Genomic DNA, 14,737 nt, shown 5'->3' with positions numbered 1-14,737 from the left:
TGTTAGTGCCAGTGCTTTTCTATGAACTTAAGAGATGTTCAATTTCTTTCTCCAAATTAGGAATATCACGAACTATGATTGACCAAATTATATCTTCGGAAACACTATCATAACCGTGACTAATTCTATTTCTTGTATCTACAATTTTTCTAGCATTAGTCAATTGAAATTCTGGCTTTACTTTTAATATTCTGTTTACAGCTTCACCAATAATTTCGATATTTCGTTCTATTGCTCTTTTAGTTTTTAAATCTTTTTGAAAAGTTAAGAAGTTTTTCTTGTCTGGCTGAAATTGATTAATTTCTTGTATGGCTTGTTTAATATCGTTAAGCCAAACCTTGATATCATTTTCCATAGATAAGTACTTTAGTCTGATCTATTTCTTTTTTTAGGTAAGGATTTTTAATTGCTTTTTGTTCCAATAGATCAATATGTCTTCTGAACAGATTTTCGAGTTGTAATTTAAGATTGAAATAGTAGTCAGAATAATTAATAGGATCGCTTTCGTCAATATCAACAACTAAATCAATATCGCTATCCACATTAAAATTGTTTGTTGTAACTGAACCAAATGCAAAGAGAGCTTTTACTTTGTTGGAGATGCAAAGTTTATTTATTTGATCAATATTTGTATTAATTTCTTTCATTTCTAGTGCAAAGTTAAGTATTTATTCGGATATATTTTGGCATTGGCACTAACGGTTTGGGCTTGACGCAGTGCCGCCCAAACGAAAGCCTAAAGCAAATATAATGATTCTGGGCGGCATTGTGTCAAGCTTTTGTTAGTGGCGGCCCTATTTGCCTTAATGAGTTTAATATATTTTCTAGCGAATGGAATTTTAATTGTTTTCATCAGTCTTCATCCTTTTCTCTGATTGATAAAATAGAAGTCTATTGAATAAAGACCAGTTAAATATTGATAGAATCATTGTCGTAACTATTCCAATAAATTCTATTTTCTGTTCATTAAATATAAAGCATGCGATAAAATATACGCACAATAAATATAATATATGAATTACGATTGAGTTTCTTTTCATTTTAGTGGTAATGAAAAACAAAAGTATAAAAACCCATATGTAATATGCACAAAAAAAAAGAACGAATTCATAAAAAACAATAAGGATTATGTTTGAAAAGGAGAAACCATCATGAAAAAAATTATTTATATTAAATATACTTAACGAGTTATATGGATATGGTGAACTTTCAAAAATTGTGCCCCAGAAAAACTGTAAAATGATTTTTAAAATTATGAAAAGGAACGTTATGACGATTAATTTTAATGAAGTAGTAAGAAGCCTCATAACTTAATTGATTAAAAAGATAAATTTTTATTATTAAAAAATTAAATCGCTTTTTGGTCTGGAGGCCGCAAGCGGATTTTAGCCAAATACGGAGATGCATCATGACAAGTTAAGATAGCCATTTATGTAATCAATCTCGGGTCGCCACTAACGTTTTGCAGATTTGCGATGGGCTGGCTTTTCAGCACAAGTGTTGATGCGAAGAACTGAACTTTCCGTAACCACAAATGTGTCTGCGGAGCACTGAACCCCGCCTATTGCAAATGTGCTGTTAGCGGTAGTTTTTCTATCCACAACCTTCTTTCAATTTATTAATGTCAAAGTCTTTTGGTATAGGAATAGTTTTGATGAAATTAAGCCACTCTGTTTCCAATTGTCCGATTGAGAATCCATAAATTGAATTGAATTGCTCAAATCCACCAGTCCAAAGTAGTTTCATTTTTTCAACTCCGTATTTCTCATAAAGGTATTTGAAAATTCCAGCACTTTGAATATATGCAATTACATCACTTTTTTTGCTTGGCTGTCGAAGCTGTTAACTAAACTGTCAAGTGGGAATAGTTTTCTTTGTTGAAGATAATATGCATTGATGGAATACATAGGATTGTCATAAAAGCAATAATCGTCGGTATATGTTGCTCCGCCTTCGTCCAATAAGCGATAATTTGTCAAACCCCAGGTTTCGTATGAAATCAGGTGAAATATTTCGTGTTTAAATTGGGGGCGGATATTTTGGTTGTAAACAAAGAAAACCAGGTCGTGTCCCTTAGCAGCTCCACCTTTTATTTTGTAACCCATTACTTTCTGCATCTCCTCTTTACTGTCAACTGCCAATAAGTAAATTCCATTGTTGTAAGAATCGATATTTAGCACGGATAATATTTTGCTATGCGTTACGTCCAATTCTTGTTCAATTTCAATAAGATGATTTGAAGTGTAAGAACTGTCCCGAAAATAGATGCGAAACGATTTATAGTTAACGGAAGAGAGAGAAATGGAGTCATTTCCTATAAAACCTAAAACATAAGAAGAGGGTTGTCTGAATATTACTTGTTGAGAAAAACTCTCTTGCAAGGATGTAGTAATGAACAGTATCGTCAATATTATTGTTCTCATTTTTGTCGTCTTTTAAAATTACCGCTAACGTTTTGGCAGTACACGCTGCACCGCCAAAAGGATTGTAACCAAAAGTAGAAAATATTTTCTAAAACTCCGAAAAAATTTATGAGTAAAACACCCAGTTGATAGCGGTGTAGCTTGTGCTGCCTGTTAGAGTCGCGTGATGACGTCCCTACAAGTGAAAAGTTTTATATGCAAAATGAGATCCGTTGCAATTGTAAATTAAAAGCCAAGCAAAGGTGATATTAATCATAAATCAAATCTTTCTTTAAAACCTCATTCATCATGAGCTCTAACGTTTTGCAAATAGACGTAGGCGGGCTTTCGAAGCTTCCTGTGTCTATACCCACAAAAGGTTATTTAAAGATACAAATGTTTATTAGCGAGGGCAAATTAAATTTCGCGAAGCGACCGCTATTCAGCCCGAGAGATGACCGAGTCCGATCGCTTACGTTTATTTGCTGTTAGTGGCAGTTTTTTCCTCTAGTTTACTCAATTGGGATACAAAGGTCTACAATACATTTTCTTTCAGGGTGTTCATTAAAGTTGTTATGATAAATTTCAAATGGATACCTGTCCGCTTTTTTGTATCCATTTTCGTTCATCCAAATGAATAAACTGTCCCAAGATTTTTCAAATTCTTTTAGCTCAATTATAAAATGCCCAACAATATTTTTCCCTTTTTCAATTGTTGTCAGTCCTATTTCGTTATCAACTGTCAGTTCTTGATTTGTTAGAATTCCAATACTCATTCTTACTTTGTCGGCATCTGTTACTTTAAAACTGTCGTGAAAAACTCTACAGACATTTGTGTCCTTTGCAGCTAGTATTCCTTTTGGTGTTGCCCATTTTAGAATTTGCTGAAAAGCATTGTCAATTCCGTTTACCCCAATTTGTGTAACATAAGCCAAATTCATTTTTGGCATTTCGGTAATTTCAATTTTGGCATTCATTTTTATCCAATTTTTTAGATTAATAATGTTGCAAAGGTATTCCTCGGTTATAAAATTCACTTTACCATTATTGCTATTCACTTTACCAATCTTGCTAAAATTACCCAAGTTTGATTTGCGAAATTCAGTTGGACTTTGTCCGTATATTTTTTAAATGTTCTAGAAAATGTAGAGTCGTTTTTAAAGCCATATCTGTCTCCAATTTCAGCTATACTATATTCCATATTGTGGATTAGCATCATTGCACTTCGTTCTATTCGTTTTCTAATTATATATGCGTTTAGTGTCTCGTTTGTAATTGCTTTAAATAGTCTATGAAGGTGAAATTGCGAATAGTAGGCAATATTTGAAATTGTCTGTAATGACAAATCTTTGTCCAAATTTTCGTCTATGTATGTCAAGACTTTGTTTATTCGTTTAATATATTCTTCCTGCATTTCTTGTTCGTGAGTTGTCGTGTAAAATTGCCACTAACGGATTTTGCTTGACGCAGTGCAGCCAAAACGTAAACATGAAAGCAAATATAGTCATTCCGGCGGCATTGTGTCAAGCTAGTGTTACTGGCCGTCAGATTTATTTGCGAATTTGGTTGTATGATTTAATTGTTATAAATATATTTAAAAGTACCGATCGTTATTGGTAAGCCATTATGAAATACAGTGTCTAAGACAATATTTTTGAAGGAATCATAAATCCTAGATTCAGAGTATCTATCTTTTAGAATTGTATCTTTATTAATGATATTGTAGTTTTCCCAAGAAGTTCTGTTTAGCATTTCATCATATTTTAATGATTTGGTAAACCATTTTAATTCACCCATTGAATTATATGATTGATGTTCTTTTACGGAACCATTGGTGTAATAAGTCCATTTTGATGAAGATTTTATTTGGCCAATACTATCAAATGAAGTCATTTGAATTTTGTTTTTTTTATCATCATAAATATACTCAACATCTTCAAAAAAATGACCACTTGGATAATGTGATTTTACTTTTTGAACTTTACCAGATGTATTGTAGGTATAAAAAGTAATCAAAGTTGATTTTTGATGTTGGAGTAAATTCCCAAATTTATCATATTTAAAATATTCAATGAAGTCGTTTTCCCCTTTTTTAGAATTGATCTTGCTTATTTTGTTTCCGTTTTTATCGTAACTATAATAAATAATTCGTTCGATTGAATCATTTTTTACGTTCAATAATTCTGTTTTTATGAGTTGATCAAGTTTATTAAAGTACTCTATGCTATTAACCAATTTCTGCTTTTCTATCCTGTTACTATCTTTGTACTTGACGTTATCAATTGTAATAATAACCTTGGAAGGATTTCCATAATAATTGGAAGTTATTATTTTCTTTATTCCACAAGATAAAAGCGACAAGATTAAAATGGATTTCAGAATTATTTTCATGTGAATTTGAAATTATAAACTGTCAAATATTTTAGTCTTCAAGCCGAAAGCAAATTTTAACCAAATGCGACGATGGAAGATTAGTGTCATGTTTGTTTTCATTCTTAGATGGCCAGTAACGTTTTGCGGCTTTGCGTTCGGGCGGGTTTTTACCACCGAACTTGATACGAAGAACCAAACTCAAAAATACACAAAAGCGTCAAACGAAGCACTAAACCCCGCCTGACGCAAAACCGCTGTTGGCAGTAGTGCTTATTTATTTTATCAGAATACGATTACTTTCCCAACATCATTTTTGGTCATTCCTTTTGTCGAAATGCCATGCAAAGAAAGTGTTTTAAAGTCTCTTGGAATATAATTTTGGCTAATTGAGTCTAAGGCATTTTGAAGCATTTTTCCATTTGCTCCGGTAACTTGTCCAATGAGTTCCACCTTATTTTTCTTTGCGAGTTTCACGTATTTACCCATCATTATTTTCATTAACCATTTCATAATACCTGGTAAGTTAACTCCCGCTTTGTGCATGTTTGCTGTATCAACAAACTTTACAGAAACTACTTTTTTTAGGCAGTAAAGCAATTGATTTTTTAAGAATGTCTTCACCAAGTACGTCAAAAACATAATCAACTTCTCTGGTTCGTAAAACCTGCGAAAAGTCTTGTGTTTTATAGTCAATAAATTGGTCAAGTCCTGCTTTATCTAAAACGGCTTTGTCCGATTGACTGCCTGTGCCAATTACAAAAAGTCCCATTTGTTTGGCTACTTGCAATGCTTGAAATCCCACGCCACCGCCAACTCCATGAATAAGGATCTTTTCGCCTTTCTTTGCGTTTAATTGAGTTATACTATCATAAGCTGTGAGTAAAGGTAAAGCAATTGTTCCTGCTTCCTTAACGTCTATATTGTTGGGAATTTTTGCACAATCGTTTGCAGGAATATTAATTTCTTCCGCCCAAGTTCCAATGTCACTGAATAATCTGTAAAAAATAACCTTATCACCAACAGAAAAATCTTTTACATTAGGCGCAACTTCTAAAACGATTCCTGCTCCATCAATACCTCCAATTTGTGGATTTCTGTACTTCAACGTAGGAAAACCTTTCATTAAATCCATATCCACAGGATTAATTCGGCTACTTACCATTTTTACTTTTAACTCCCCCGATTGAGTCATAGAATTTTCTATGTTTTGGACTTTCATTGTTGAAAATTCTTTACCTGCTTTTGTTCTAATAATTGCTTGCATAATTTTGATTTATTTGAAAATATTTACCGATTATAATTCCAAGAATGACTCCACTAACAATGTCAGAAAACCAATGAAACGATGTGACAACAGAGAGCATAATGACGAGAACATATAGTGAGTGATATAATTTTTGTGCTTTTTGAAGAGTTGGCCAAAGAATAACGAGAAACGTGGTAGCAATAAAAGTATGCCCTGATGGCCATCCCTCGGAAAAAGATTCCCATAAACTGTTTGAATTAAGAAATCCCCATCTGAATCCATTGCTGAAATCATAATTTCCTAGAGATTCAAATGGCTCCATGTCTGTTCTATTCGTTACTGATTTCAAGATCGTAGAAATGATAAAAGAGGTAAAAAATCCAAGCCCCAATTTTAATGCTGTAGCAGAATATACTTTATTTCCATCCTTTTTCCCTTCAAAAAATAATATCCAAGAATTACAAAAGGTACGATCATGCCTGCAATTACTCCGGGTATTGCAGCGTATATGAAAATATAATTCGATTCAAAAAATTTCGCAATTTGCCAATCAATACCGGAAATAATGCACGCCCACGTAAGAAATCCAGATGCAACTATTCCAAAAAAAAGTAAGATTAGTTGGAAAAGAAATTTCATCTTGCTTTTAATTTTATTGCTTTTTCAGGGCAAGCTATAACACATAATCCACATGCATTACAAAGGTCTGCTTGAACAACATAAGCTTTTTTATTATTGAATTTTGTTTTAAGTTTTCCTACCCAGTTTAAACCCTTTTTGTCTGTTTCGTTTATTGACTTTAGTTCGAACACATCAAACGGGCAGGCTGGAATGCAAGGACCTGCACCTGAGCACTTATTGAAATCAACAATTGGAAAAAGTATGCCTGGACCTTTGCCTTTAAATTTTTCTTTTCTTTCCATTTCGTTACAAAATTAATACCTTTGTCTAAAAATATATAGTAGTCTATATATATTGTTATAGTCTAAAAATATAGACCAATGATAAATAAAAGAAAAACAAAAGAATTTAATCCGAACAATTGTCCTGTTACACATTGTTTAAATAAAATAGGTGGCAAATGGAAACCTGTTATTATTCATTTGATACGAAAAGATTGTAATCGTTTTTCAATGTTACAAAAGGCAATACCTGATATTAGTAAGCAAATGTTGGTCAACCAACTTCGTGAAATGGAAGAAGATAATATTCTGGAAAGAATTATTTATGCAGAAATTCCGCCAAGAGTGGAGTACAAAATTTCGAAATACGGAAAAACATTGTTGCCGATTATTGATAGTATGTCTGATTGGGGGTTAAAGGATTTAAAGAAGTCGTCAAAGTAATATTCTGTCGTTTTTGATAGTCATTCTTTGCATTACTGCTAACGGTTTGGCAGTACACGCTGCACAGCCAAAGGGTTGCTAGCCAAAAGTAAAAAATATTTATTAAACATCCAAAAAATTAAAAGCAAAAACATAAAGTAGCAAGCGGTGTAGCGAGTGCTGCCTGTTATCGTCCCGTGATGCTGTCCCTACAAGTGAAACGTTCTAAGTTCTAATTTTCTTACCGAAGCAAATTGTGATTTAAAGCCAAGTAAGAGCGATATGAACTGAATCCAAATGATTTATTAAATCCCTATTGCATCATGTGTACTAACGTTTTGGCAGTACACGCTGCACCGCCAAAGGGATGTCAACCAAAAGTAAAAAAAATTTATTAAACAATCGAAAAAATTAAGGATAAAAATAAAGTCAGAAGCGGTGTAGCATGTACTGCCTGTTAGGCAACGGTGATTTTTGTTTCTTTATTATCCAAATATCTTGTGGCAACCATTTTCATTTTTCAGGTTTTGTCTCAATATGTTCTAAAATCTCAACATTTTTGAATAATTGTCTCATAAATCCTTGTGGATGAAATGCTGAATAAGTTCTATGCCCTTCTTTTACTTTTCCTCTAACAACCAATTGGTTATTTTCATATTTATTCAACTCCAAAACAGTCAATTTAACCTTGAAATTATCTCCTTGTGTCGTCAGAAACATTATACCATTTGGTTTTAAAATCCGATATAACTCATTGTACCAATCATAATGTAGTTGCTCTGAAAGGTGAGTAAGGATCGAGATGCCGTAAATCACATCTACAAAATTATCATCATAGGGTAATTGAGCTCTTAATGAGTTTTTATTGAGTTGAATATTAGTCAAGTTTTTTGAACACCAATCAATAGATTTTTTGTTATAATCGGTACCAAAATATTCGCATCCATTACCAATCACATTTGGTAAGTGTCGAATTATCCTACCAGGGCCGCAACCCCAATCCAGTATCCTTGTGTCTTTTAAATCAATGTGTTTTTTGAAATGGTCTGACAACCATTTAGCAGTTTCAATGCTCTCTGTGTAATATTTCTGATAATTTATCTGGAATGACTCATAAATCAAATAATCTGGTGGAAGTTTTACATCAGGATTCTTTGATTTAAAATCCCTGTTAATCTTGCGATTTTTAAATTTTTGAATATAATATCTCAGCCAATCAGTAAAATAAATTAATCCAAGTCCTCTTAGTAAATTTGAAATCTGTCCCTTGTTCATTTATTTTTTAACAATCAGTATTTTGCTCAAATATTAATTATGTCTTTTTGTGTTATAATAACGATAATTGTTTGCAGAAGGTTTCTTTTCACTGTTGCCTAACGGTTTGCAGCTACAAGAAGTTGGCGATTTCGGAGACGAAAACTGTCTGCCACCACTGAACTTGATACGAAGCACAAAGCTTCATTTAACCACTGAACCGCCAATTTCTTGTAGGTGCTGTTATAGGGCGTTTTTCTTCTTTGTCGTTGTGTCAACTGTCCACTCAAATTGTATTTCATTTAGCTTGTCTATTCGTTCTTGTATTAATGTGTTTCTTTTATAGCCACGTCTTTGAAGTCCTACCCAAATATTTAACTCTTTGTCAAATGACTTTGAAACTCGGCAATCACCATATTGCTTTTTATAGTCACAAAGTAATTCATAAAAAATATTCCAACGTGCTTCTTTTGTATCTTCTCTTGATAATCTTAAACCTAATTGCTCCAATAGACTTTCTTGTTCATCACTTAGTTTGCTGTGTCTGTAACGTTTTTGTTGATTGAAAATCCAATTTCCAATTTTAGGATACTCTTTATTGTCTTGGTTAATTTCGTTAATATTTACTCCGTTTTCCTTGAGCTTTTTAAGTTCTTCAAAATTTTGTCGCCATTCAGTTGTTATATGGCTTCTTTTGTTGCCAGTCGTTTGTGCTTCGGTGCGAAGAATAACACCCATCATTCCAATTCTTTCTAACTTCTCTTTGTTTTCTGGTTTTGTCCCTCGTTTTTAACACTATAAACAAATTGTCCAAGTGAAACACCATCAATCGCATAGCTTAATGGAACATCAAAATTTCCAAACTCTTCCTTATATTTTAAAAGTCTTTGAATTTTTTGATTAAAATCGTGTTCATCCAAATCCCAGATTATTCCTTCAGCTTCTAACAACTCGATTCTGTCTTGTGATAAAATTCCTTGTTTGCGATATACTGCTTGGTCATTTCTCCACTTCCCAAGTTTGTATTCATCAGAATTTCTTTTCTGCTTTGGTTCTCTTTTATATTTCTTCTTGAAGTCGGAATATTGAGATAATGTTTCTAACCATTGGTCATCGTGTTTTACTGTCAAACCCGCATTTCTTGGACCTACTTCCCAACTAAATTTAATTTCGTCCAGTTTCTTAATTCTGTAATCGGTCATTCGTTGGTCACCCTTTTTCTTAAAATGTCGCTGCATAGCGACAAAGTTGGAAAGTCTATAAAAAAGGGTCGTTTCGGTCTTTACGTCTTGGCACATCAGAATGACCGTTTTCAATGAAATACGTTTTCAATTCTTGATAATATCCTTCCCAAATTTTATCAAAGCGAATTTGGTGTCCGTCACTAAACGAAAATCCAACTTCTATTAGCTTTTCTAAATGTTCTTCGGGAATTCTCTCTTCTCTATAAAGAGCTTTTGCTTTACATACCATCCATAAAGTGTTGGATTTTCAAAGTCTCTCGGAACAATTACTGTATTGTATTTTAATTTAAACTCTTTGAACTTTTGGAAGTTCTCAGGCCACATTGCAAAATAATGTTCTGTAAGAGCAATTGTCCGTGGTAAATATTCCTTTTGTTCGGTTTCACTATCAACATTTTCAAGTTCTTCGAGGTCAACATAAGGTGCTTCAATTGCAGTAAAAAGGTCATTTCCTTCTTCGTCAGTAACATTGGTTTTTTCTTTTCTTCTTCGTCCTTGAAAATTCTCTTTTCGGGGAGAATTAGTTCTCTATCGGTTAAATACTTAATAAGTGCAGTATTTAATTTTTTGAAGGTTATGATTGTCTTTACCAAAGAATGAAGCAAAGTATTCTTCTATTTGTTTCAAGAGTTTTGTTCCTTGAAAATTTCCTGAAACAAAATCCATTGCCATTGATGCTTCAATGTTGTTAAACAGTCCTGGTCTTGTAAGATTAGAAGAGCCTAAAATTACTCTGTTCGCCTTGTCCCCACGAAAATGTAAAGCTTTGGATGATAAATAGCCCTTGTTCGCTTTGTCGGATTGTAATAAATGAATGTGTCAATATTTCTGTTTAGAAGTTCGAGTAACGCTTCTCTTGAAGTTCCTTTGTCGTCAACTCCTAAATAAAATTCGATTTTTTTATACCGTTCTTTTACTGCTTCAAGTTCGTCAATAAAAACTGATAGTCCTGATAAAGTTGTAAATGCAACGAAACATTGAAATGTGTCAAAATTTTTGTCTTGGAAAGATTTGTGCAAATAGTTTCCTACGGTCGTGTCGTGTTCGTCAAAAAGTCCGTGTCCGAGGAATTCAAATTTCATTGTTGTGTCGTCTTTTAAAATGCCCTATAACGGTTTGCGGCTTGGCGAAGGCAGGGATTAGAAGCACAAATGTTCAATAAACCACAAATGTTGATAGAAGTACAAGTGTTCAATTTATCACGTCAGCCCTGCTTTTGCCAAACCGCTGTTAGGCGTATGTGCTTTTTGTCCACCGCTAATATACAACGCTTTCTGCAATGTCTTTGTATGTGTTGATGTCTTTTTGTACGCTGTCCAACTTTGCTGTCAATGAAACAATTGCAATTTTTCCTAATGGTAGTCGCAATGGTGGTGTGTCAAGTTTAGTGATGTCAATAATTGCATGTGATGCTTTTATTGGGTCGCCTTCTTGTTTGCCATCAACTTGTTTCATTCGTTCTCTAAAAGCTCCTGCTGTTGAGTTGTAATCTTCAATAATTTTGTTGGCTTGCCTGAATGAATTACCTGCAAAATTTGTTCTGAAAGGTCCAGGTTCTACAATGGTAAGTTTTATACCTAATGGTGCAACTTCAATTGCCAATGCTTCACTAAAACCTTCTAATGCGAATTTGCTTGCATTGTAAATACCAAAACCTGGGAATGCTTTAAAACCACCGTGAGAAGAAATTTGAATAACATGTCCACTTTTCTGTTGCCGTAACATTGGTAAAAATGATTGTGTCAATTTCAATGTTCCAAAAAGTTTGCTTAAAAATTTCTCTTGTTTCGGCTGTACTTGTTTCTTCAATAGCACCAAGCAAAACCAAAACCTGCATTGTTTACAAGCACATCAATTTTTTCGAATTTGTCCGTAACTAATTTAACTACTTTTTTCTATTTCAGTCGGTTTTGAAATGTCCAAAGTCAAAGCAAATGCTTCGTCTTTGTGCTGATTATTAAAAATGTCTGCTTGTGTTTGGTTGCGAAAAGTACCAATTACAAAGTCGCCATTTTCAATTACAGTTTGGGCAAGTGCCTTACCCAAACCGCTTGATATTCCTGTAATAAACCAAATTTTATTTTTCATTTTACGCTACTTTTAAAAGTTGAACAGGAATATTAATTTTCACTTTGTCAGAAACTGCTAAATTTCCTGTACCCAACATAACATTAAAGGAAAAGTCCAAAATCTTGTCGGTTGATACTGCCAGAAATAAAGAAACCTGCTTTTGTGTTACCAAATGGGTCTTGTGGTACAGTACCTGCATATTCTAAATCAAAAATGACTGGTTTTGTGATGTCACGAATTGTTAAATTGCCGTGCATTTTGTACTCATTGGCAGTAGCAGTTTTTTCTAATGTTGTGCTTTCAAATGTCATTTCTGGAAATTTTTCAGCGTTAAAAAATCATCTGCTTTTAAGTGTGCATCTCTTTGAGCATCATTGGTGTCTATGCTGTCAATTTGCACAGTTACGTTTACTTGTAAATCAGAAAAGTCCTCCTTTTCTGTTTTTACTGTTCCTGTGTAGTTTCTGAAAAAACCATCTGTTTCAGAAATACCAAAGTGTCTTACACTAAAACCTACTTTGGTGTGGCTTGGGTCTAAAACCCATTTTGCTTGTTCTTGCATTGTATAAAATATTAAATTGTGATGTCAATATTGACAATGCAAAGATGAGGCGATGAAAAGCCTTGATGTTAAGATGAAACCTACCTTGTTCGGTACTTTTCGGACATTTCAGTTTTGAATTCCATTGGCGATACGTTTGTTTCAGATTTAAAGGTTTTGGCGAAGTAAGAACTATCGGTATAATTGAGTTCAAAAGCAATTTCTGAAACTGTCTTATCAGTGAAAGTTAATAACCGTTTTGCTTCTAAAATACTTCTTGCCCTTATCACTTCACTTGCTGTTTTTCCCAGTAACTTCTTTTGTGATTAGGTTTAAATGATGTGCAGTAATATGAAGTTGTTGAGCAAAATATGAAGTCGTTTTGTTTTCGGCAAAATGCTTATCTAAAAGGTTTTTGAATTGTTTGAATAGTATTAAATACTTTTTGAAACTGTCTTGTCTGTTTCTTTGTCAATGCAACGCTGAACTTGTGCCAATAAAATATGAAGCAATGATTGTGTAATTGTTTGGCTTTTATCGGCTCGTTTTTGCTCGTTGGCAATTAGGTCAATGGTTTGTTTAATGTCGACAAAATTTATTTTGTCCAACTGAATACAAGGATTTGCATAAAAGTTGTCCAAAAAACTTAGTTCAAAAAGTTTGTCTTTATTATTGTGGTTGAGCAAAAAGAAATCTTCTGTAAATAGAATTGTTCCGCCTTTGAGTGGTTTCCATTCTTCAAATTGATGAACTTGGTTGGGTGAAATAAAAAACAAACTGTTTGGTAAAACTTCATATTCTTTATAATCAATTGTTTGTTTACTTATGCCTTTTCTGTCCAAGAATTTCGTAAAAAGTATGTTTGTGAATGTCGTCCACTTCGGGTTCGTCCATTTCATCAAACCGCATAATCTCAAATTCAGTAGGGTTTTGTCGGTTCGTTTATAAAATGTCCGATGGTGTAGAATGGAAACAAATCTTTCATTAGACAAAGGTCGTATTTTTCTTTTTTTTTCTATGTACGGTCGCTCATAGCATTACGCCTAACGTTTTGCAGCTACCCGAAGGGCGGGGATTTCACCACAAAACTTGATTTGAAAAACAATGTTTGATTAACCAAACATACTGTCTTTTGGAACACGAAACCCCGCCTTTTGGGTGGGTGCTACTCCCCGCCAAGTTATCTTTTCCAATCGTCTTTGAATAAATTTACAATGTCAAACGGAATTTTATTCCACACTATTTGCTCAGATTACATTTGATTACTCGGAACAGTTATTCCGAAGTTGTGTTCTGGAAAAAATTAGTCAAGATTGAGAAACCTGGATTATCGCCAACGCCAATAATACTTCCCTAATGATTCGAGAAATTTGTAATCCACCACCCAAGTCCGATTGACACATTTTTATTTTGTGGTGCAACAAATCTTGTTGTCCAGATATTATTTAGTGTGCTGCTCTTTATAATACCATAAATGGAGGTGGAATCTTTATAAATATTCAAATTTTGAATTATCCAATTGGATGGATCAAGTGAACAAGAATTCAGGTTTCCGCTTGGCGAATGCTCAGCATTCTCAGGTATACACACCCCCCCAACTTTAACATTGCCCTTTTTTAAAATATGGGGTGCTCCTTCTATCTGTAGGAATTTTCAAGTGGTCAGTGAAGCTGTTTGGCATATTCTGACTTTAAAAAAAAAGGGGAATGTTATCTCTTATGTAGCTCTCGTATTGTTTGCCCCGATATTTTTGCACCAGGTAACGGCTATATATCATAAGGGCATTGCTATAGGTTTTGCCCCATCGAATTTTGTTCCCGGCTAAAATCCAGAACCTGGTTATTTAAACTGTAAAACAAGTTTTCTTAAGGAGCTACTGCTTATTGGGTGATTTTTTAACTCTATGTCCTAGGAAGTCCAGAACTGTGAGTCAAAAGGTGTTCAATGAAAGCGTGTTCTTATATCTCTTGTCTTTCATTTTGAACTTCAGGCAAGTAGTAGATAAGTTTTTTGGGTAATGTCGATTTTGGCCTTGCCCAGATACTGCATAATTGCAGTTGCAGTAAATAATTTTGCAACTGAGTGCTGAGAAAGTTTGTCAGACTGTCAATTGGTTTTGATGTGCCAAATTTCTCGTGTTCCATAACCTTTTGTCAAATAAATTTTCCCGTCTTTTAATAATGCCTATTGAAATACCAACCAGTTTATTTTCGGTAAAATAATTATTCATATCGTTGTCTCATCCTATCCAAGTCCGATTTCTGCTTAGATAACGGAGCTGT

The 14,737-nt window shown here is 33.7% G+C and carries 17 protein-coding genes and 3 pseudogenes; 1 reads left to right on the top strand and 19 read right to left on the bottom strand.

Annotation, left to right across the window (positions count from 1 at the left end):
* Positions 1-19: 19 nt before the first annotated feature.
* The 11 genes from IPJ80_03320 to IPJ80_03270 form a co-directional block, all read right to left on the bottom strand.
* Complete coding sequence (locus tag IPJ80_03320; GenBank protein ID MBK7912509.1) at positions 20-355, bottom strand: DUF86 domain-containing protein; 336 nt, start codon at positions 353-355, stop codon at positions 20-22.
* A complete protein-coding gene (locus tag IPJ80_03315) occupies positions 345-647 on the bottom strand; it encodes a nucleotidyltransferase domain-containing protein (protein ID MBK7912508.1) in 303 nt (100 codons plus the stop codon). The genes IPJ80_03320 and IPJ80_03315 overlap by 11 nt, the downstream gene beginning before the upstream one ends.
* 946 nt (positions 648-1,593) lie before the next feature.
* The gene (locus tag IPJ80_03310) at positions 1,594-1,746 is read right to left on the bottom strand and encodes a hypothetical protein (GenBank protein ID MBK7912507.1); all 153 of its coding nucleotides are present in this window, start codon (positions 1,744-1,746) and stop codon (positions 1,594-1,596) included.
* 62 nt (positions 1,747-1,808) lie between these two features.
* The gene (locus tag IPJ80_03305; protein ID MBK7912506.1) at positions 1,809-2,423 is read right to left on the bottom strand and encodes a hypothetical protein; all 615 of its coding nucleotides are present in this window, start codon (positions 2,421-2,423) and stop codon (positions 1,809-1,811) included.
* A gap of 491 nt (positions 2,424-2,914) precedes the next feature.
* Positions 2,915-3,379 (bottom strand): GyrI-like domain-containing protein, encoded by a 465-nt coding sequence (locus tag IPJ80_03300; protein MBK7912505.1) that lies wholly within the window; start codon positions 3,377-3,379, stop codon positions 2,915-2,917.
* 77 nt (positions 3,380-3,456) lie between these two features.
* Positions 3,457-3,780, bottom strand: coding sequence for a helix-turn-helix transcriptional regulator (locus IPJ80_03295; protein ID MBK7912504.1), 324 nt, complete (start codon positions 3,778-3,780; stop codon positions 3,457-3,459).
* 197 nt (positions 3,781-3,977) lie between these two features.
* Entirely contained in the window at positions 3,978-4,793 is an 816-nt protein-coding gene (locus IPJ80_03290; GenBank protein MBK7912503.1) for a hypothetical protein, read from the bottom strand.
* Between the two features lie 264 nt (positions 4,794-5,057).
* The gene (locus IPJ80_03285) at positions 5,058-5,318 is read right to left on the bottom strand and encodes a hypothetical protein (GenBank protein ID MBK7912502.1); all 261 of its coding nucleotides are present in this window, start codon (positions 5,316-5,318) and stop codon (positions 5,058-5,060) included.
* Positions 5,319-5,328: 10 nt separating this feature from the next.
* Positions 5,329-6,039 (bottom strand): NADP-dependent oxidoreductase, encoded by a 711-nt coding sequence (locus IPJ80_03280; protein ID MBK7912501.1) that lies wholly within the window; start codon positions 6,037-6,039, stop codon positions 5,329-5,331.
* Entirely contained in the window at positions 6,023-6,412 is a 390-nt protein-coding gene (locus IPJ80_03275) for a phosphatase PAP2 family protein (protein ID MBK7912500.1), read from the bottom strand. Before IPJ80_03275 ends, IPJ80_03280 begins: the two co-directional genes overlap by 17 nt.
* Before the next feature lie 244 nt (positions 6,413-6,656).
* Positions 6,657-6,944, bottom strand: a complete 288-nt coding sequence (locus IPJ80_03270; GenBank protein ID MBK7912499.1) for a ferredoxin family protein — start codon at positions 6,942-6,944, stop codon at positions 6,657-6,659.
* Between the two features lie 78 nt (positions 6,945-7,022).
* On the opposite strand from IPJ80_03270, the gene IPJ80_03265 reads away from it, so the two are divergent.
* The gene (locus IPJ80_03265; GenBank protein MBK7912498.1) at positions 7,023-7,367 is read left to right on the top strand and encodes a helix-turn-helix transcriptional regulator; all 345 of its coding nucleotides are present in this window, start codon (positions 7,023-7,025) and stop codon (positions 7,365-7,367) included.
* 492 nt (positions 7,368-7,859) lie between these two features.
* Here IPJ80_03265 and IPJ80_03260 read toward each other — a convergent pair whose 3' ends face one another.
* The 8 genes and pseudogenes from IPJ80_03260 to IPJ80_03225 form a co-directional block, all read right to left on the bottom strand.
* The gene (locus IPJ80_03260) at positions 7,860-8,621 is read right to left on the bottom strand and encodes a class I SAM-dependent methyltransferase (protein MBK7912497.1); all 762 of its coding nucleotides are present in this window, start codon (positions 8,619-8,621) and stop codon (positions 7,860-7,862) included.
* Positions 8,622-8,843: 222 nt separating this feature from the next.
* Positions 8,844-9,341: a helicase associated domain-containing protein gene (locus IPJ80_03255; protein MBK7912496.1), complete on the bottom strand. Its 498-nt coding sequence runs from the start codon at positions 9,339-9,341 to the stop codon at positions 8,844-8,846.
* Between the two features lie 11 nt (positions 9,342-9,352).
* Positions 9,353-9,838, bottom strand: a complete 486-nt coding sequence (locus IPJ80_03250; GenBank protein ID MBK7912495.1) for a helicase associated domain-containing protein — start codon at positions 9,836-9,838, stop codon at positions 9,353-9,355.
* 19 nt (positions 9,839-9,857) lie between these two features.
* Entirely contained in the window at positions 9,858-10,073 is a 216-nt protein-coding gene (locus IPJ80_03245; protein ID MBK7912494.1) for a helicase associated domain-containing protein, read from the bottom strand.
* A gap of 499 nt (positions 10,074-10,572) precedes the next feature.
* The gene (locus IPJ80_03240; protein MBK7912493.1) at positions 10,573-10,926 is read right to left on the bottom strand and encodes a hypothetical protein; all 354 of its coding nucleotides are present in this window, start codon (positions 10,924-10,926) and stop codon (positions 10,573-10,575) included.
* A gap of 175 nt (positions 10,927-11,101) precedes the next feature.
* Positions 11,102-11,932, bottom strand: a pseudogene (locus tag IPJ80_03235) (SDR family NAD(P)-dependent oxidoreductase).
* Position 11,933: 1 nt separating this feature from the next.
* Positions 11,934-12,476 (bottom strand): annotated as a pseudogene (locus tag IPJ80_03230) (YceI family protein).
* 80 nt (positions 12,477-12,556) lie between these two features.
* Positions 12,557-13,440, bottom strand: a pseudogene (locus IPJ80_03225) (helix-turn-helix domain-containing protein).
* Positions 13,441-14,737: the final 1,297 nt, after the last annotated feature.

This window comes from Saprospiraceae bacterium, assembly GCA_016714025.1.
Taxonomy (GTDB): domain Bacteria; phylum Bacteroidota; class Bacteroidia; order Chitinophagales; family Saprospiraceae; genus Vicinibacter.
This window is presented reverse-complemented; position numbering and strand designations above follow the sequence as displayed.